Source organism: Mycobacterium sp. SMC-17 (assembly GCF_045310915.1).
Lineage (GTDB): Bacteria > Actinomycetota > Actinomycetes > Mycobacteriales > Mycobacteriaceae > Mycobacterium.
In genome coordinates this window covers 1-17,604 of the sequence record NZ_JBJIAK010000056.1, presented here as the reverse complement: position 1 = coordinate 17,604, position 17,604 = coordinate 1, and the positions used below count along the sequence as shown (strand labels likewise).

16 protein-coding genes and 1 pseudogene are annotated in these 17,604 nt (G+C 67.6%); 9 read left to right on the top strand and 8 right to left on the bottom strand.

Going from position 1 to position 17,604, the window contains the following annotated elements; translation table 11 throughout:
* Positions 1 to 81: 81 nt before the first annotated feature.
* Entirely contained in the window at positions 82 to 2,256 is a 2,175-nt protein-coding gene (locus ACJH7A_RS25870; protein ID WP_374704258.1) for a serine/threonine-protein kinase PknG, read from the top strand.
* Between the two features lie 141 nt (positions 2,257 to 2,397).
* Here the strand turns inward: ACJH7A_RS25870 and ACJH7A_RS25865 are convergent, their stop codons facing one another.
* Genes ACJH7A_RS25865 through fgd form a run of 4 tightly spaced genes read right to left on the bottom strand, consistent with a single transcriptional unit; the run spans position 2,398 to position 7,543 of the window.
* Complete coding sequence (locus ACJH7A_RS25865; RefSeq protein ID WP_226519742.1) at positions 2,398 to 3,276, bottom strand: cytochrome c oxidase assembly protein; 879 nt, start codon at positions 3,274 to 3,276, stop codon at positions 2,398 to 2,400.
* A gap of 35 nt (positions 3,277 to 3,311) precedes the next feature.
* On the bottom strand, positions 3,312 to 4,436 hold the full coding sequence (locus ACJH7A_RS25860) for an acetate kinase (protein ID WP_064860065.1): 1,125 nt from the start codon (positions 4,434 to 4,436) through the stop codon (positions 3,312 to 3,314).
* Complete coding sequence (gene pta / locus ACJH7A_RS25855; protein ID WP_135356046.1) at positions 4,433 to 6,502, bottom strand: phosphate acetyltransferase; 2,070 nt, start codon at positions 6,500 to 6,502, stop codon at positions 4,433 to 4,435. The genes ACJH7A_RS25860 and pta overlap by 4 nt, the downstream gene beginning before the upstream one ends.
* 30 nt (positions 6,503 to 6,532) lie before the next feature.
* On the bottom strand, positions 6,533 to 7,543 hold the full coding sequence (fgd, locus tag ACJH7A_RS25850; RefSeq protein WP_133427859.1) for a glucose-6-phosphate dehydrogenase (coenzyme-F420): 1,011 nt from the start codon (positions 7,541 to 7,543) through the stop codon (positions 6,533 to 6,535).
* A gap of 60 nt (positions 7,544 to 7,603) precedes the next feature.
* Between fgd and ACJH7A_RS25845 the strand changes: the two genes are divergently transcribed.
* A complete protein-coding gene (locus ACJH7A_RS25845; RefSeq protein WP_064860062.1) occupies positions 7,604 to 8,341 on the top strand; it encodes an MBL fold metallo-hydrolase in 738 nt (245 codons plus the stop codon).
* Between the two features lie 12 nt (positions 8,342 to 8,353).
* Here the strand turns inward: ACJH7A_RS25845 and ACJH7A_RS25840 are convergent, their stop codons facing one another.
* Positions 8,354 to 8,671 carry a hypothetical protein gene (locus ACJH7A_RS25840; RefSeq protein ID WP_060998977.1) on the bottom strand — a complete coding sequence of 106 codons (318 nt, stop codon included), beginning with the start codon at positions 8,669 to 8,671 and terminating at the stop codon, positions 8,354 to 8,356.
* 182 nt (positions 8,672 to 8,853) lie between these two features.
* Here ACJH7A_RS25840 and ACJH7A_RS25835 point away from each other — a divergent pair, with 182 nt between their 5' ends.
* Positions 8,854 to 9,576, top strand: a complete 723-nt coding sequence (locus tag ACJH7A_RS25835; protein WP_060998980.1) for a hypothetical protein — start codon at positions 8,854 to 8,856, stop codon at positions 9,574 to 9,576.
* Positions 9,577 to 9,585: 9 nt separating this feature from the next.
* Here the strand turns inward: ACJH7A_RS25835 and ACJH7A_RS25830 are convergent, their stop codons facing one another.
* Positions 9,586 to 10,794, bottom strand: a complete 1,209-nt coding sequence (locus ACJH7A_RS25830) for an FAD-dependent oxidoreductase (RefSeq protein ID WP_082762307.1) — start codon at positions 10,792 to 10,794, stop codon at positions 9,586 to 9,588.
* A gap of 76 nt (positions 10,795 to 10,870) precedes the next feature.
* Between ACJH7A_RS25830 and ACJH7A_RS25825 the strand changes: the two genes are divergently transcribed.
* Complete coding sequence (locus tag ACJH7A_RS25825; RefSeq protein WP_060998982.1) at positions 10,871 to 11,725, top strand: SDR family oxidoreductase; 855 nt, start codon at positions 10,871 to 10,873, stop codon at positions 11,723 to 11,725.
* Positions 11,726 to 11,800: 75 nt separating this feature from the next.
* Entirely contained in the window at positions 11,801 to 13,066 is a 1,266-nt protein-coding gene (locus ACJH7A_RS25820; protein WP_406802946.1) for an HNH endonuclease signature motif containing protein, read from the top strand.
* Between the two features lie 53 nt (positions 13,067 to 13,119).
* Here the strand turns inward: ACJH7A_RS25820 and ACJH7A_RS25815 are convergent, their stop codons facing one another.
* Complete coding sequence (locus ACJH7A_RS25815; RefSeq protein WP_133427863.1) at positions 13,120 to 13,563, bottom strand: VOC family protein; 444 nt, start codon at positions 13,561 to 13,563, stop codon at positions 13,120 to 13,122.
* A 174-nt stretch (positions 13,564 to 13,737) separates the two neighbouring features.
* On the opposite strand from ACJH7A_RS25815, the gene ACJH7A_RS25810 reads away from it, so the two are divergent.
* The 4 genes and pseudogenes from ACJH7A_RS25810 to ACJH7A_RS25795 all read left to right on the top strand — a co-directional run.
* Positions 13,738 to 14,241 (top strand): MBL fold metallo-hydrolase, encoded by a 504-nt coding sequence (locus ACJH7A_RS25810; protein WP_406802945.1) that lies wholly within the window; start codon positions 13,738 to 13,740, stop codon positions 14,239 to 14,241.
* Between the two features lie 13 nt (positions 14,242 to 14,254).
* The gene (locus ACJH7A_RS25805) at positions 14,255 to 14,965 is read left to right on the top strand and encodes a flavin reductase family protein (RefSeq protein WP_064860059.1); all 711 of its coding nucleotides are present in this window, start codon (positions 14,255 to 14,257) and stop codon (positions 14,963 to 14,965) included.
* On the top strand, positions 14,962 to 15,357 hold the full coding sequence (locus ACJH7A_RS25800; RefSeq protein WP_064860058.1) for a nuclear transport factor 2 family protein: 396 nt from the start codon (positions 14,962 to 14,964) through the stop codon (positions 15,355 to 15,357). The genes ACJH7A_RS25805 and ACJH7A_RS25800 overlap by 4 nt, the downstream gene beginning before the upstream one ends.
* Positions 15,358 to 15,436: 79 nt before the next feature.
* Positions 15,437 to 16,456: pseudogene (locus tag ACJH7A_RS25795) on the top strand (YbfB/YjiJ family MFS transporter); the annotation flags it as partial.
* A 39-nt stretch (positions 16,457 to 16,495) separates the two neighbouring features.
* Here the strand turns inward: ACJH7A_RS25795 and ACJH7A_RS25790 are convergent.
* Positions 16,496 to 17,422 (bottom strand): LysR family transcriptional regulator, encoded by a 927-nt coding sequence (locus tag ACJH7A_RS25790; protein WP_064857501.1) that lies wholly within the window; start codon positions 17,420 to 17,422, stop codon positions 16,496 to 16,498.
* Positions 17,423 to 17,604 lie beyond the last annotated feature (182 nt).

Below are 17,604 nucleotides of genomic sequence, written 5' to 3'. Positions count from 1 at the left end.
GATGCGGGTCCGGTGGACGCGGGTCCCGACACCGACCCCGGCACCCAGGCCGTCGAGGTGACGTGGGATTCGCTGGCCACGATGCGGCCGATGGGCACGCAAGCCGTGTTCCGGCCACTGTTCGACGACTCGATGAGCATCCCGGTGCCGGTTCCGCCCGAACGGGATTCCGCGCCGACCGGCCTCGTCACCGCGACCACCCGGGTCTCGCCCATCCGGCGCCTGGGCGGCGGCCTGGTCGAGGTGCCGCGGGTGGTGGACCAGGATCCGCTCGCCGCGTTGATGACCGATCCCGTGGTGGCCGAGGCCAAACGGTTCTGCTGGTCCTGCGGCAAGCCCGTCGGCCGCTCCGAGAACGGCGAACCCGGCCGGTCCGAAGGCTCCTGCCCACACTGCGGCGCCGCGTATTCGTTTCTGCCACAACTGAGTCCGGGCACCATGGTGGCCGACCAGTACGAGGTCAAAGGCTGCATCGCACACGGCGGGCTGGGCTGGATTTACCTTGCCCTGGACACCAACGTCAACAACCGCCCGGTGGTGCTCAAAGGCCTGGTGCACTCGGGCGACGCCGAGGCGCAGGCCATCGCGATGGCCGAGCGACAGTTCCTCGCGGAGGTCACCCACCCGGCGATCGTGAAGATCTTCAACTTCGTCGAGCACGCCGACAAGCACGGTGACCCGGTGGGCTACATCGTGATGGAGTACGTCGGCGGCACGTCGCTGAAACAGGCCAAAGGCGCCAAACTGCCGGTGGCCCAGGCCATCGCGTACATGCTGGAGATCCTGCCCGCACTGGGCTACCTGCATTCGATCGGACTGGTCTACAACGACCTCAAGCCCGAGAACATCATGCTCACCGAGGAGCAGCTCAAACTCATCGACCTGGGCGCGGTATCGCGCATCAACTCGTTCGGGTTCCTTTACGGCACACCGGGTTACCAGGCGCCGGAGATCGTCCGGACCGGACCGACGATCGTCACCGACATCTACACCGTCGGCCGCACCCTCGCGGCCCTGACGCTGAACCTCAAGACCGACAAGGGCCGCTACGTCGACGGGCTCCCCGAGGACGATCCGATTCTGCTGCAATACGATTCGTTCGCCCGGTTGCTGCGCCGCACGATCGACCCCGACCCACGCCGGCGGTTCGGCAGCGCCGAGGAGATGTCCGGGCAGCTGCTCGGCGTGCTGCGCGAGGTCGTCGCCCAGGACACCGGGACGCCGCGGCCGGGTCTGTCGTCGGTGTTCAGCCCGTCGCGGTCGACGTTCGGCGTCAACATGCTGGTGGCCCACACCGACGTGTACATCGACGGACAGCAGCACACCGAAAAGATCACGGCCCCAGAGATTGTCCGGGCGCTGCAGGTGCCGCTGGTCGACCCGGCCGACGTCGGTGCGGCCGTGCTGTCGGCCAGCCTGCTGAGCCAGCCGGTGCAGACCCTGGATTCGCTGCGCGCTGCCCGCGAGGGCTCCCTCGACTCGGAAGGGGTGGACCTGTCCACCTCGGTCGAGCTGCCCCTGATGGAGGTGCGTGCCCTGCTCGACCTCGGCGACGTGGCGAAAGCCAACCGGAAGCTGGAGAACCTGGCCGACCGGATCGGCTGGCACTGGCGGCTGGTGTGGTTCCGCGCCGTGGGCGAACTGTTGTCCGGCAACTACGAGTCCGCGACGAAGGATTTCACCGAGGTGCTCAACACGTTGCCGGGTGAACTCGCTCCGAAGGTGGCGTTGGCGGCCACCGCCGAACTGTCCGGATCGGAAGCCGAACGGGCGTTCTATCAGACGGTGTGGAACACCGACAACGGCATCATCTCAGCCGGTTTCGGCCAGGCCCGGGTGCAGGCGCTGGCCGGCGACCGCGAGGCCGCGGTGCACACCCTGGACGAAGTTCCGGCCACCTCAAGGCATTTCACCACCGCACGGCTGACCAGCGCCGTCACGCTGCTGTCGGCGCCGACCACCGCAGAGATCACCGAACGCCAAATCCGTGATGCCGCCCGGCGAGTGGAGGCGCTGCCGGAAACCGAACCGCGCGTGCTGCAGATCCGGACACTGGTCCTCGGCACGGCGCTGGACTGGCTGGCCGACCACACCGCCAGCACCAACCACATCCTGGGTTTCCCGTTCACCGAACACGGTCTCCGCCTCGGCGTCGAGGCCTCGTTGCGCGGGCTGGCCCGGGTGGCGCCGACCAAGGCGCACCGGTACGCCCTGGTGGACCTGGCCAACAACGTGCGGCCGGTCAGTACGTTCTAGTTCGGCGTGTCGCCATGGGCGTGTCGGCTCTCCCTCGGCACATTCGATCTGCGTCCGTCAGCTTTCCTGGACAGTCAATGAAAGTTGACGGGCTGAAATCGCAAGTGCCACAGGAGCGACGACACGCCGACCACGACTCGCTCAGCGGTAACGGTCACGCAGCTGCGGATCGCTCTGCCACCAGAGTCCGCTCGGCGGTGCGTCGGCCTCCGGTTCGTCGGCAGCGGCCGCCGGCGGGGTGGCCGAAGCAGCCGCGTCGAGTTCGGCATCGACCTCAGCCGCCTTGCGCCGTTCGTCGGAACCCAAGGCACGCATCAGCAGCAGGATGAAGGGCACGCCCAGCACGTCACCCAGAATCCACAGGATCCCGGCGCCGTAGCTCTGGTCCTGCCGGATGCTCGGGCCGAAGTCGCGGTGCAGTCCGGCGTAGTAGTCGTAGGCGATCACCGGGCCCAGCCACAGCACCAGCCCGAGGATGCCGTCACCGAGACCCTCGGCCACGCTGATCCCGATGGACAGCAACGGCGGGTAACGCCGCGGTACCGGGTCGACCTGCAAGCGGGCATAAAAGTAGCCAAAGCCGATGGCCGGCAGCACAAGTCGCGTCACTGACGCGAGCGGTCCGGTCATCGAGGTGACGTACCAGGGGGTCAGGTACAGCAGCCACGGCGTCACCAGCATCAGCACCGACGTCACCGGCGGCGACAGCAGTACCCGCGTGGCAGTGGAATTCAGCACCGGGTCGAGCACGGTTCCCACCATCGAGACCGGACGGCTCAGCGCCAGGAGGAGCGGCACCACGTACAGCAGGAGCAGGACCTGCAGCGCGCGCACCCAGAACAGCATCGGCGCATAGACCGCGACGGCGCTGAGCGTTGCCAGTGCCCACACCGCGATGGCGCCACCGAGGCACCACGATCGGGCACGAGACACGCGTCGGCGCAGCCGCACCAGGGCACCGATGCCGAGCAGCACCAGCACCACCGCTACGGGGTCGAACGTCCCGGTCAGTAAGGGCACGAGCGCAAGCTACGCCGCGACCCTGGCAGGTTCCTTCAGACAACCTTGCAGACGTCGACGCAGGCCCGCGCGATCGCCAGTTCCTCGTTCGTGGGGATGACCAGCACACTCACCGGTGAGGTGTCGGTGGAGATCCGGCGCGCACCGCGGTTCGGGGAGAGGTTGCGCTCCTCGTCGACCTCGATGCCGAGCGCCAACAAGCCGGCGAGCGCATCGCGGCGGACGGCGGCGTCGTTCTCCCCCACCCCGGCGGTGAAGGTGATGACATCGGCCCCGCCCAGCAGCGCCAGGTATCCGCCGATGTACTTGCGCAGCCGGTGGATGTAGACGTCGTAGGCCAGCTGGGCCGCGTCGTCGCCCGCATCCATGCGCTTGTGCAGCTCGCGGAAATCGGTCGCCCCACCCAATCCCGATACACCCGAGTGGCGGTTCAGCAGGACGTCGATGTCCTCGACAGACATCCCGGCGGCGCGCGACAGGTACATGATGATGCCGGGATCGACGTCACCGGAGCGCGTCCCCATCACCAGACCCTCCATCGGCGTCAAACCCATCGAGGTGTCGATCGGCCGACCGCCGGCGATCGCCGACGCCGATGCGCCGTTACCCAGGTGCAGGACAATCTGATTCACCGATTCCAGGGGCAGACCCAGGAACTGCGCGGCCTGCTCGCTGACGTACTGGTGCGACGTGCCGTGGAAGCCGTAGCGGCGAATGTGCCACTTGTCGGCAACCTCCCGGTCGATCGCGTACTCGGCCGCGGCCGCGGGCAGATCGTGGAAGAACGCCGTGTCGAACACCGCGACGTGCGATACGTCCGGCAAGAGCTTGCGGGCCGCGTCGATGCCCAGCAGCCCCGGCGGATTGTGCAGCGGCGCCAGCGGGGCCAGCTCTTCAAGTTCGGCGACCAGCTCGTCGTCGATCACGGTCGGCCGGTAGAACCGCCGGCCGCCATGCACGACGCGGTGACCGACGCACGCGATCTCGTCGGCCGACACTCCGGCGGCACCGACCGCATCGAACACCTGCTGCAACGCTTTCGGGTAATCGTCCACCCGCTCGATCACGCCGTCGGCCAGCGACTCGCCCGAAGCCGATTGCACCAAGCGGTATTTCACCGACGACGAGCCGCAATTGAGTACCAGTACCGGCCCGCTCATTTCGCTCCTTGAGCCTGAATCGCCGTGATGGCAACGGTATTGACGATGTCCTCGACCAGCGCGCCCCGGGACAGGTCGTTCACGGGTTTGTTCAGGCCCTGCAACACCGGGCCGATGGCGATGGCGCCCGCGCTGCGCTGCACCGCCTTGTACGTGTTGTTGCCGGTGTTCAGGTCCGGGAAGATCAGCACTGTCGCCCGGCCGGCCACCGGCGAATCCGGCATCTTCGTCGCGGCGACCGACGGCTCGACGGCGGCGTCGTACTGGATCGGCCCTTCGACCAACAGCTCCGGTGCCCGCGTGCGGACCAATTCCGTTGCCGCCCTGACCTTGTCGACGTCGGCGCCGGTCCCCGAATCGCCGGTCGAGTAGGACAGCATGGCCACACGCGGCTCGATGCCGAACTGCGCGGCGGTCTGCGCCGAGCTGATCGCGATGTCGGCCAGCTGCTCGGACGTCGGGTCCGGCACGATCGCGCAGTCGCCGTAGGCCAGCACCCGGTCGGCCAGGCACATCAGGAAGATGCTCGACACCGTCGAGATGTCCGGCGCGGTACGGATGATCTCGAATGCCGGCCGGACGGTGTGTGCGGTGGTGTGCGCCGCCCCGGACACCATGCCGTCGACCATGTTGTTGTGCACCAGCATGGTGCCGAAATACGAGACGTCGTGGATGATTTCGCGAGCCTGCTCGAGGGTCACGCCCTTCTTCTTGCGCAGCTCGGCGTACTGGGCCGCGAACTGGTCGCACAGCTCGCTGGTACGCGGATCGAGCACCACGGCGGCCGAGAGGTCCAGGCCCAGCTCGGCAGCCCGCGCCCGCACCGTCGGCTCGTCGCCGAGGATGGTCAGGTCGGCGACCGAGCGCGCGAGCAGCCGGCTCGCCGCCCGCAGAATCCGGTCGTCGTCGCCTTCGGGCAGCACGATGCGCCTGCGGTCCGCCCGGGCCCGATCCTGCAGCTGGTGCGTGAACATCTGCGGCGTGACGACCGACGGGATCGGGACCGCAAGCTGAGCAAGCAGATCCGCCACGTCGACATGCTCGTCCATGAGGGCCAGCGCGGTGTCGACCTTGCGCAGCGACGTGGCCGTCACCCGGCCCTTCGCCGTCGACGCGGCGCGGGCGGTGTCATACGTGCCCAGCTCGGTGGCCACGATGGGCAACCGCAGCCCCAGGCCCGCAACCAGTTTGGCGATCGATGGGTGCAACGGCAGGCCGCCGTTGAGGATGAGGCACGAGATCGACGGAAAGCCTTCCGCGGCATGGGCACTGGCGATGGCCAGCACCACATCGGAGCGGTCGCCCGGGGTGATGACGGCCATGGACTCGCGCAGCCGCTCCAGGCAGTGTTCGGCCGTCATGCCGGCGACCATCATTCCCATGACCTCGCGCGTCAGCAGCTCCTCGTCGCCGCTGATCAACGTGCCACCCACCGCGTCCCGCAGCTCCGCCACCGTCGGCGCCGCCAGCAGCGGCTCCTCGGGCAGCACATAGCTTTTCGGTGTGAACCGCTGCAGTGCGGTGGCCACGTCGGCGAGTTCGTCAGGGGCGCACCGGTTCGCGACGACCGCGGCGGTGTGCGCGTGCTGGGCCGCGAGCTCGGCCAGGCACAGCTCGACCACATGGGCCACCTCGCCGGGTGTGCGATCAGCGGCGCGTACCGAGAGCAACACGGGCGCACCGAGATTCACCGCGATGCGGGCATTCATCGACAACTCGCTGGGCGAGGCGACATCGGTGTAGTCGCTGCCGACGATCACCACCGCACCGCACTTGTCGGCGACGCGGTGGTAGCGGTCGACGATGTCTGCGATCGCCGCATCGGGATCGTCGTGCAACTGCTGATAGGTGACCCCGGCGCAGTCGTCGTAGTCCAGGCCCGCGGTGCTGTGCGCGAGCAACAAATCGAGGATGTAGTCGCGGCCGGTCCCCGCACGCACGATCGGGCGGAACACCCCGACATTGGCGACCGTGGCCGCCAGCCGGTGCAACAGCCCCAGCGCAATGGTCGACTTGCCGGTGTCGCCTTCGGGTGAGGCGATGTAGATCGCGGTGGCGTCGGGCACGGCGATAAGCCTACCGAGCCCGGCCTTCCGTCACGCCAGCTTGCGCAGGCGAGGCTCAAGGTCGGTCTTGAACAGCTCCAGGAAGCGGCGCTGGTCCTGCCGGGGGTCGTGGAACACCAGGTGGTTCAGGCCCCAGTCGACGTACTGTTTGACCTTCTCGACGGCCTCGTCCGGGTCGGACGCCACGATCCAGCGCTTGGCGACCTGCTCGATGGGCAGCGCGTCGGCGGCCGCTTCCATCTCGATCGGGTCGTCGATGGAGTGCTTCTGCTCGGCCGTCAGCGACAACGGCGCCCAGAAGCGGGTGTTCTCCAGAGCCAGTTCGGGATCCGGGTCGTACGAGATCTTGATCTCGATCATCCGGTCGACGTCGTCGGGGTTCTTGCCCGCGGCCTCGGCGCCCTCGCGCATGGCGGGGATGAGCTTGTCCTTGTACAGCTCCTCGCCCTTGCCCGAGGTGCAGATGAAGCCGTCGCCGGCACGGCCGGCGTACTTGGCCACCTGCGGCCCGCCCGCGGCGATGTAGATCGGGATACCACCCTCGGGCACGTCGTAGATCGAGGCACCCTTGGTCTTGTAGTACTCGCCCTCGAAGTCGACGCGGTCGCCGAGCCACAGCTCACGCATCAGGCGCACCGACTCACGCAGGCGCGCGTAGCGCTCCTTGAACTCGGGCCATTCGCCTTCATAGCCGGTGGCGATCTCGTTGAGCGCCTCACCGGTGCCGATGCCCAGGAAGATGCGGTCGGGGTACAGGCAGCCCATCGTGGCGAACGCCTGCGCGATGACGGCCGGGTTGTAACGGAACGTCGGGGTCAGCACCGAGGTGCCCAGGACCAGCCGCTCGGTGCGCTCGCCCACCGCGGTCATCCAGGCCAGGGAGAACGGTGCGTGGCCGCCGGTATGGCGCCACGGCTGGAAGTGATCACTGACGGTGGCGCTGTCCATGCCCGCCGCCTCGGCGGCCACCGCCAGCTCGACGAGTTCACGCGGCGCGAACTGCTCCGCCGACGCCTTGTATCCCAGCCTGAGTTCAGCCATGAGTCCCGTTCCTGTTCGTCGCCTCTGCAGTTCCTTTTCTACTCTGCCTACACTCGCCACATGGCGGCAGCCCTGAGCGCGATCACCGAAAATATTCACTTCGCCCAAACCGACCTGGTGAACTGGACCCTGGTCAGCGACGACAGCGGGGTGATCCTGATCGACGCGGGTTTTCCCGGCCAGCGCGATGACGTCCTGCGTTCACTGCGCGACCTGGGCTTCGAGGCCGGCGACGTACGGGCGATTCTGCTCACCCACGCGCACGTCGACCACCTCGGCGCAGCCATCTGGTTCGCCAAAACCCATGACACACCGGTGTTCTGCCACGGCGCCGAGGTCGGTCACGCCAAACGCGAATACCTGGAACAGGTTTCACCGGCCGACCTCCTGACGCGGGCCTGGAACCCGCGGTACCTGGCCTGGTCGATGCACATCGTCGGCAAGGGCGGGCTGGTGCGCGAGGGCATTCCGACCGCGCAGGCCCTCACCGAGGACGTCGCGGCGACGCTGCCGGGCAGTCCGCAGCTGATTCCCAGTCCAGGGCACACCGGCGGACACTGTTCCTACGTCTTCGGCGACGTGCTGGTGGCCGGCGACGCAGTGGTCACCGGTCACCCCCTCATCACCAAGGGCGGCCCGCAGCTGCTGCCGCACATCTTCAACCACGACGAGGCGGCGTGTGAACGCAGCCTGTCGGCGCTCGGTCTGCTGGACACCCAGGTGCTGCTGCCCGGCCACGGGCCCGCGTGGCGCGGCCCGGTGCGGGAGGCCGCTGAACTCGCTTTGCAGCGACGCTGACGCCGGTCGCCGTCACCCGCCGTGTTTGACCAGCTCCAGGAACAGCACGAACAACCCGGCCAGGAGCAGTCCGCCGGCCACGACGACCGCCGGCAGGAAGAGCATGTGATCGAGCTCTTCGTCGTCAAAAGTGTTGTTGCCCTGGGTGTCACGGTTGATCGGGCCGTAGAACACCTTGCCGAACGTGGACCAGCGCACCGCGCGTGCGCGCCGGCGATGCGGGTGATCCTGGGGCGTCCCGCCGATGTACGTGCGCGCCGCCATGCCGGCCCCCAACACCAGCACGGCGGCGACCAGCAGCAGACACCCGACGGCCCAACCGGTAAGCACAAATCAAGCGTATCCACCTGATCGGCGGAGCAACCCGGATTCGGCAGCGCTCAGTTGGGCAGCCGCCCCGATCCTGTCCCCCTCGGTACCAGGAAGATCGCGGCCTCCCACATGCCAACCTGCCGAGGCAGGGTCGATTGTGGACCGCCACCCGGCGGCCGCCGTCATCAAAGGAGCACGCCATGTCCCTGCTGCACGAAGTCATCTCCGCATCCGGCGGCCAGGAGCGCTGGGAGCAGGTCAACCGCATCAAGATCCATCAGCTCATCGGCGGCGGACTGTGGGGACTCAAGGGCGTCGACGGCATTCTCGATGATTCGCGGGTGGAGATCAGTCCCAAGGACCAACTCGCATGGCACCACCCGCTGCCCGAGCCCGGGCTGCATTCCGCGTACCGCCCCGGCCGCGTCGTCATCGAAACCGACGATGACTCGCCAAAGACGTTGGAAACACTGGATTCTCCTCGTGATTCCTTCGCCGGACACACCCTCGAGACGCCGTGGTCCACGCTGCAGCTGGCCTACTTCGCGGGCTACGCGATGTGGACGTACCTGTCCGAGCCGTATTCGCTGACGCTGCCCGGTGTCCACACCGAAGAGCTCGGCACGTGGCACGAGAACGGCCAGACGTGGCGCCGGCTCGGTGTGAAGTACCCCGATTCCATCGCCACCCACAGCACCCAGCAGACCCTCTACATCGATTCGGACGGCCTGATCCGGCGGCGCGACTACGACGTCGACATCGCCGGCGACTCCCCGGCCGCGCACTACTCGGACAACCACACCGAGTTCGACGGCATCGTGCTCCCGACCAAGCGCGTCGTCTACGTCCGCGACGCCGACGGGCAGCCCGTGCGCGACATGGTCACGGTGACCATCGACATCGACGACGTCACCGTCAGCTGACAGCGTCCGTCATGCCGAGTGGACGTCCGGGGTCCGCACGTGTTCGGGACGGAAACCGCGGCCGACGAGCAGCGGCGGAATGTATTGCAGCGGGCCCTTTCCCACGAATGACGGCACCTTGATCGGTGACAGGTCGCCGGCCAGGTTGGGTTCGATGAACTGGTTCTGCGCCAGCACCTGGCCGGCCTGGATGATGCGGGTCGGCAACTCGCGGCGGCGTTGCACCTTGGCCAGATCCGAGTCGGCGAGCAGGCCGTTACGCAGCGGACCGCACAGGATGTTGGCGGCGGCGACCGCGTCGGCCACCGCCAGGTTGATACCGACGCCGCCGGCCGGTGACATCGCGTGCGCGGCGTCGCCGATGCACAGCAGCCCCGACCGCCACCAGGTCTTGAGCCGGTCCACCCGCACATCGAGATGGCTGGTGTCGTCCCACGATTTGAGGTCCTCGACGTGCTCGCGCAGCTGCGGCCGTACAGACACGAGCCGGGCCTTGAAGTCGTCGAGTGAGCCGCCCTGCGGATTGGCGCCCTTCGGCATGAGGTACGCGACCTGCCAGTAGTCGCCGCGATAGATCATCGCCATCAACAGACCCTTGCGGATGATCCCGAACAGCTCCTGCGGATCGCCGGGGCGCCAGCCCAGCCGGAACCACAGCACATCCATGGGGCTGTGCGCGCTCGCCATGGGGAGCCCGGACGCCGCGCGCACCGCCGACTTACGGCCGTCGGCGGCCACCACCAGATCGGCGCGCACCTCCAGCTCGGGCGTGCGCACGCCGACGACGCGGCCGCCCTCGATGATCAGGTCGGTCACCTCCGCGTTGCGGATCAACCTGAATTCCGGGTAGGCGGAAGCCTTTTCCGCGAGGAAGTCCAGGAAGTCCCACTGCGGCATCAGCGCGATGTAGGGCTCGGGGAACCGCAGCGCCTTCAGGGCGCCGAAACTGCCGAACGTCCGCAGGGTGCCGTCGGCGTCCATGCAGACCCGGTTGATCTTGGTGTGCGGCAACTTCAGGAACTCGTCGATGAACCCCAGCTCGTGCATGATGCGCAACGTGGTGGGGTGGACGGTGTCGCCGCGAAAGTCGCGGAGGAAGTCGTTGTGCTTCTCCAGTACGACGACTTCGATGCCGGCGCGCGCCAGCAGCAGTGCATGCACCAGACCCGCAGGTCCACCACCGGCTACACAAACCTGAGTCCGCAGCGCGCGCGTCATGCCCCCGACAGTAGCCCGCCGGGGTGGCCAAATCAGGGCTTCAATTCAAAACTTGACACGTGTAAAGTTTGCGGCCATGGACAACATCCGCGGCAAGACCATCGCCATCACCGGAGCCGCACGAGGCATCGGTTACGCCACCGCCAAGGCCCTTCTCGCCCGCGGCGCGCGCGTCGTCATCGGCGACCGGGACGTCGCAGTACTCGAGTCGGCCGTCTCTGAGCTGGTCAAACTCGGTCCGGCCACCGGGTACCCGCTCGACGTCACCGACCGCGAGTCCTTCGAAGTGTTCCTGGACAAGGCCCGCAGCGACGGCGCCGGCCACCTCGACGTCCTGATCAACAACGCCGGCGTGATGCCGGTCGGCCCGTTCCTGAAGGAGACGGAACAGTCGATCCGGTCTTCCCTCGAAGTCAACGTCTACGGCGTCCTGACCGGCTGTCAGCTCGCGCTTCCCGAGATGGTCAGCCGCCGTAGCGGTCACATCATCAACATCGCCTCGCTCTCGGGCCTCATCCCGCTGCCCGGTCAGGTGGTTTACGTCGGGGCGAAGTACGCCGTCGTCGGCCTGTCCACGGCCCTGGCGGACGAGATGGCTCCCCACGGCGTCAACGTCTCGGTGATCATGCCGCCGTTCACCAACACCGAGCTGATCTCGGGCACCAAGTCCGGTGGCGCCATCAAGCCGGTGGAACCCGAGGACATCGCCGCGGCCATCATCAAGACCCTGGACAAGCCCAAGACCCACGTGTCGGTCCCGCCGCCGCTGCGCTTCACCGCACAGCTGGCACAGCTGCTTCCGCCCAAGGGCCGCCGCGGGATGAACAAGGCGCTCGGGCTGGACACGGTCTTCCTGGAGTTCGACGCTGCCAAGCGCAAGAGCTATGAGGACCGGGCCCGGACCGCGCAGGGTGTCATCGAGAAGGACTGATCCGGCGTAGACCCGAGTTTCTCGCCCTGCTTCAGGGTGCGAAAACTTGTCGGACCCTTCTGCTTTGATGGTGTTATGTCCAGCACGGCAACGGCTTTCGCAGTTGAAGCGCCGTCGCCGTGTGAGCGTATGGACGCGTACTTCGCGGAGATCGGTGAGCTGACCGGTCAGCGCAACGCGATCGACGCGCGGCTGGTGGAGATTGCCGCCGAGATCGATCGTGGCGGGCTGTGGGGCGCGACGGGTGCCCGGTCGATGGCGTCGTTGATGGCGTGGAAAACCGGGGTGTCGCCGCGTAATGCGGAAGTGATGGTGGCGGTGGCGCACCGGCTGGAGGAGTTCCCGCGCTGCGCTGAGGCGATGCGTGCGGGCCGGTTGTCGCTGGATCAGGTCGGGGTGGTCGCCGAGCATGCCGCCGACGGTTCGGATGAGCATTACGCCCAGTTCGCCGAGAGCGCCACGGTCACCCAGTTGCGGACTGCGGTGAAGTTGGAGCCGCGCCCCGAGCCGGAGTCGGCGCCGGAGCCGGAGCGGTCGATCCGCAAGACCAGCCATGAGGACGGGTCGGCCACGTACAAGATCCGGCTGCCGAAGTTGGAGGCGGTGAAGTTCGATGCCGCGGTGGCGTCGCATCAGGATGCGTTGGTGGCGGACTGGAAACGCGACCACGAGAATTCAGAAACCGGTGACCCGGTGTCGGATGTGGTGCCGCCGTTCCCGAACCAGGTCGATGGGTTCATGAGCCTGGTGGAGGCCGGCTGGGACAGCGATGTGGAACGTCGTCCGCATGGGCAGCACACCGCCGTGGTGGTGCACTTTGACCTCGAAAAGCGCGCGGCTGCATTGCATGTGGGGTCGGTGCTCACCGACGACGAACGCCGGCTGTTGTTGTGCGATGCGACGTGCGAGGTGTGGCTCGAGAAGCACGGTCAGCCGATTGGCGCCGGGCGCAGCACCCGCACCATCAGCCGGCGGCTGCGCCGCGCGCTGGAACACCGCGACCGGTGCTGCCGGGTACCGGGTTGCGGGGCGACCCGCGGCTTGCACGCGCATCACATCATTCATTGGGAGAACGGCGGGGAAACCGAGCTGCACAACCTGGTGCTGGTGTGCCCGTATCACCACCGGCTGCATCACCAGCGGGTCATCACCATCACCGGTCCGGCTGATCGGCTGGTCGTCACCGATGCCGCGGGCCGACAACTCGACGGTGGATCCCTGGCAAGGCCACCGACGACGCCCTTTCCTGATGTGCCGCCGTGCCCCGGACCGACCGGCGAACGCGCCCAATGGTGGTGGTACCAACCCTTCGAACCACCACCCACACCGTCGACCAACTGAGTGGTGCATCGAATTAACCTGGGCGCCAGTATCTTCCGTGTTTCCGCTGGCGACTATCGCCCCGGCAACCGCGTGGTGATCTCCTGCAGCACCCAACCGTTGCCGTCGGGATCCTCGAACGAGGCGTACGACGCGTAGCTGCGTCGCTCCGGGTCTGGACCGTCGACCCGGCCGGCCGTCCCGGCGCGGTGGAAGACACCACCCTCGTCGTGAAACACCTCGCTGACTGTGATGCCACGGCCAACGAGCTCAGCACGCGCCGCCACAACATCGTCGACCACCAGGTGCAGCCCGCCCACCGAGCCCGGCACCGCGTCAGAGACGCCGGTACCGAAGATGACCGAAGCACCGGAACCTGGTGGAGTCAATTGGATCACCCGGAAGTCCGCAGCGGTCTCGAAGTCGGCGTCCAGCCGCCAGCCCAACTTCTCGTAGAAGTCCTTGGCCCGGTCGACATCCGACACCGGCAGGACGGCGATCTCGAATTTCATATCCATGCCGGATCAAAGCACCCACCACCTCAGGAGAATTCCCGCCCACCCTGGGGCCACGGGGGCCAGGGTCGCCGGAATGAATACTGCGAACGCGCATTCCCCTTCACCATCGTCTGAGCCTAAACCTGGCCCTGCCAATACCAGGATCACCGCGGCGTTCCCACGCACGAGCAGGCCGTGGCGGGCCGCGCCCAGATGTGGGACGTCGACTTTCCCGGCATGATCCCACCGAGCCCCGTTGTCTACCAACAGGTTCCCCCCGACGGGTTCGAGTTGGAGGGTCAGCGCCTGGTGCCGATCGAGGTGGGCCACACCGATACCGACGACACCACCGTGCTGCACGTGCCGTCGATCGGACTGGTCGTCGCCGGCGACGTCGCCTACAACGGCGTGCACCAGTACCTGCTGGAAAGCGATCACGGTGGCATCCGGTCGTGGTTGCAGGCCCTCAACCAGGTCGCCGCACTCCGGCCCCGCGCCGTGGTCGCAGGACACAAGAACAAGGACCTCCCCGACGATCCGGCGATCATCGACCAGACCCGCGACTACCTGCACGACGCCCAGCGGCTGCTGGCCGGAAAGCCCAGTCCCCGTGAGTTTTTCGACTACATGATCCGGCTGTATCCGGACCGGCTGAACGTCGGGCCGGTCTGGTACAGCGCCCTGGCCCTCCTGTCCTGAAAGGCATTCCGTCATGGTCATCGACCCCACCGATCTCGATCCCACCTCGAGCTACAAGCTGCTGATCGGCAGCGTCCTACCCCGGCCCATCGCCTGGGTCAGCACCGCCTCGACCGCAGGCGTCGGCAACATCGCGCCCATCTCGTTCTTCACCGTTGTCGGCCGCATGCCACCGATGCTGTCCATCAGCCTGCAGCCGCGGTCCGACGGCGTCACGCTGAAAGACACCTTCGTCAACATCCGCGACACAGGCGAGTTCGTCGTGAACATCGCGACGATCGACAATGCGGACACCGTGCATCGCTCGGCATTCGAATTCGACCATGACGTCGACGAATTCGAGGCGCTCGGTCTCCACAAGGCCGCGTCGGAGACCATCTCGGCACCGCGTATCGCCGAGGCCCCGATCTCGTTCGAGTGCGTGGTGGACCGCATCTTCGAGATGCCGCCCCTACCCGATCACGTCGTGTGGGGGCGGGTGAAGAAGATTCACGTCCGCGACGAGCTCTACCTGCCGAACGGACGCATCGACGTCGGCGCGCTGGGCGCGTTCGGGCGCCTGGCCGCCGAATACTCGCTGATCGACAACATCTTCACGACGCCACTGCCCGACGACGTCGTCAAGACGCTCAGCACCCGGCGGGCCGGCCGCCTCGACGGCAAGCCGACCGACTTCTCCCCCATCGACACCGCCGCCTGGTCCGCCTCCGGAGGGACGAAATGAGCGGCTGGCAGGACGGTTTCGCGCAGCAATCCCGGACCACGTTCGCCGCGGAATTCGCCGACGACATCGTGCTGGATGCCACCGCACTGATGGCCCCAATCCGGGGCAGAGAACTCGTCGCCACCGTGATGGCCACCGCGAGTTCGATCTACGAGACGTTGGAGTTCACCGAGTCCGCGCACGCCGGGTCGACCAGCTACCTGCAGTGGCGAGCAACCGCTTTCGGTGGCCTGACGATCCGCGGTATCACCATTCTCGATCGCGATGCCGACGGCAAGGTGACCAGCGCGGCGATCCACCATCGGCCCCTGCCGCTGGTTCTGCGGTTCTCCGCCGAGCTGAGAGACCGGCTGTCCGGGGTCCTCTCCGCCGAGCACTTCGTCGCACCGTGAGCCGCCTGTGAGGCAATTCCTCACAGCTGCAAGGAGACCGGTCGTGGCGAGCGACGCGCCCCGCCACGCACCATGAGGTATGCCCAAGTCCGCCTGGCTCTCGATCGCCCGCGCCGCGGCAGCCCTGGCCGCGGCGATGGGCATCGGCCGCTTCGCCTACACGCCGATCCTGCCGCTGATGACGGCCGACGCCGGCCTCACCGCGCAGGCCGCGGGGCAGCTTGCCACCGCCAACTACGTCGGTTACCTGATCGGCGCGGTGGGCGCCGCGGTCTCGCCACGGCTGGCCCGGTCCGTGCTCGCGTGCCGGGCGTCGTTGGCGATCCTGGTGGCGACGCTGGCGGCAATGGCGCTGAGCACCAGCGTCATCGAGTGGGGCGCGCTACGGCTGGTTGCCGGCATCGCCAGCGCTCTGGTCTTCGTGATCGCCGTCAACACACTGATGGATCACGGTCATCCGGCCCACCACGCCGGCTGGGCGTTCAGCGGCGTCGGTATCGGCATCGCGTTGTCCGCGGCCCTGCCCGCCACGAAGGACTGGCAGGTTGCCTGGTGGGCGGCGACGGTCTTGGCCGCACTGCTCAGTGCGTTCGCCTGGCACATGCGCCCCGGGACCTCCGGCGACACACCGAAAGTTCCTGCCGACGAACAGGGCAGCGCCCGCGGCCCGCTGGCGTTGCTGATGGCGAGCTACACCCTCGAGGGCGTCGGCTACATCGTCGCCGGCACGTTCCTGGTCGCCGCGGTCGCGCAGCAGTCACCGGGCGGACTCGGCAGTGCGGTGTGGCTGTTGGTCGGCCTGGCCGCCGCGCCGTCGGCTGCCTTGTGGGCGCGGTTCACCGGCAGATTCTCGTATCCGGCGCTGCTCGTCGCCGCGTTGTTGCTGCAGGCCGCCGGAATCGCCTGGGCGGGAACCGGGAACAGCGTTGCCGCACTCGCCGGGGCGGTGCTGTTCGGCGGCACGTTCATCGGCATCAGCACCCTGGCGCTCGCCGCCGGCCGCGCGTTGCAGTTCCCCGGCGCCGTCGCGCTGTTGACGACGGGGTACTCCGTCGGCCAGATCGTCGGGCCCGTCGCGGTGGCACCCCTGCTGCACAACGGTTTTCAGCAGGCGTTGCTCGCCGGTGCCGCTGTCGTGCTACTGGCGGCCCTGGCCGCGCTGTTGATGTGGATCAGTGGACGGCAGCCACGCCGCGTCGTCGATCCCGACGGCGGCGTCCCGCGTGAGCGCGTCGACGACAGCGTGCACGGCAGGGTTGTCTTCTCCCCGCCGCCACACCAGTGACCAGGTCCACAGCGGAGTCGGTTGAATCACCGGACGGCGCACCAGGTCTCGCGGCAGGGCGTCGGTCTGCCCCCTGGGGTTGTTGAGCACCGGACGGCCCAGCTGGCGGACATGCTCGAAGAACGTCGGGCCTGTGACGCCGCCGTCGTCGGTGCGCATCACCCGGGCACCGGTGTCGGCGGCGAACTGCTCACCGTAGCGGTTCCACGACTCCCAACTCGCCGTGTCCGAATCCACCAGCACCAGTGTGTCTTTCGCCGGCACGGGAGAGTCGTCGGCGCCGACGCACAGCGCGAAGAGCCGGTCCACCCCCATCAGCCGGGCTTCCAGTTCGAGGTCCTCCAGGTCACCGGTCTGCACCCAGCAGATGGCCAGATCGAGGATGCCCTCGGCAACCCGGGCCGCCTGCGCGTGCGACGGCATCACCCACGTGTCGACGCGCAGCTGCGCGACACCGGCCGCGCGCTCGGCCAGGTCGGTCGGGCACCAGTTGACGTAGCCGATCCGGATCGGTTCGGAGTTCGACAAACCGATTGCCCGCCTGCGTAATTCATCGGCCTGCGCCACCAGGGACCGGGCGTGCGGCAACAGCGACGCGCCTGCCGCGGTCAGGCGCACCGATCGCCGGTCCCGGTCGAACAGCTCCACCTTGAGGTCACGCTCGAGTGCCTTGATCTGCTGGGACAGTGACGGCCCGGCGATACGCAGCCGTTCGGCGGCACGCCCGAAATTCAGCTCATCGGCAACGGCGACGAAGTACCGAAGTTGCCGCAGCTCCATGTCGACAGCGTAGTAGGCAGAGCCTCTCAGCAGGAAGCGAACAGGTCCCGTGGCAGCGGCATCGATGTGGGCCGGCCGAGGTTGTGATGGGCAGCAACGTCAACCGAAAGGACTCTCAATGAGCCTGTCAAGCCGCCGCAGTGGTGATCTGAGGCGTGTTGGGCTGCCAGGTTCTGTTGTCG

Excerpts from the sequence above, each read along its gene's own strand:
- ACJH7A_RS25870 (WP_374704258.1), top strand. The coding sequence starts at position 82 with ATGCGGCCGATGGGCACGCAAGCCGTGTTCCGGCCACTGTTCGACGAC.
- ACJH7A_RS25860 (WP_064860065.1), bottom strand. The coding sequence starts at position 4,436 with ATGAGCGGGCCGGTACTGGTACTCAATTGCGGCTCGTCGTCGGTGAAA.
- fgd (WP_133427859.1), bottom strand. The coding sequence starts at position 7,543 with ATGGCTGAACTCAGGCTGGGATACAAGGCGTCGGCGGAGCAGTTCGCG.
- ACJH7A_RS25845 (WP_064860062.1), top strand. The coding sequence starts at position 7,604 with ATGGCGGCAGCCCTGAGCGCGATCACCGAAAATATTCACTTCGCCCAA.
- ACJH7A_RS25835 (WP_060998980.1), top strand. The coding sequence starts at position 8,854 with ATGTCCCTGCTGCACGAAGTCATCTCCGCATCCGGCGGCCAGGAGCGC.
- ACJH7A_RS25830 (WP_082762307.1), bottom strand. The coding sequence starts at position 10,794 with ATGACGCGCGCGCTGCGGACTCAGGTTTGTGTAGCCGGTGGTGGACCT.
- ACJH7A_RS25825 (WP_060998982.1), top strand. The coding sequence starts at position 10,871 with ATGGACAACATCCGCGGCAAGACCATCGCCATCACCGGAGCCGCACGA.
- ACJH7A_RS25820 (WP_406802946.1), top strand. The coding sequence starts at position 11,801 with ATGTCCAGCACGGCAACGGCTTTCGCAGTTGAAGCGCCGTCGCCGTGT.
- ACJH7A_RS25815 (WP_133427863.1), bottom strand. The coding sequence starts at position 13,563 with ATGGATATGAAATTCGAGATCGCCGTCCTGCCGGTGTCGGATGTCGAC.
- ACJH7A_RS25805 (WP_064860059.1), top strand. The coding sequence starts at position 14,255 with ATGGTCATCGACCCCACCGATCTCGATCCCACCTCGAGCTACAAGCTG.
- ACJH7A_RS25800 (WP_064860058.1), top strand. The coding sequence starts at position 14,962 with ATGAGCGGCTGGCAGGACGGTTTCGCGCAGCAATCCCGGACCACGTTC.
- ACJH7A_RS25790 (WP_064857501.1), bottom strand. The coding sequence starts at position 17,422 with ATGGAGCTGCGGCAACTTCGGTACTTCGTCGCCGTTGCCGATGAGCTG.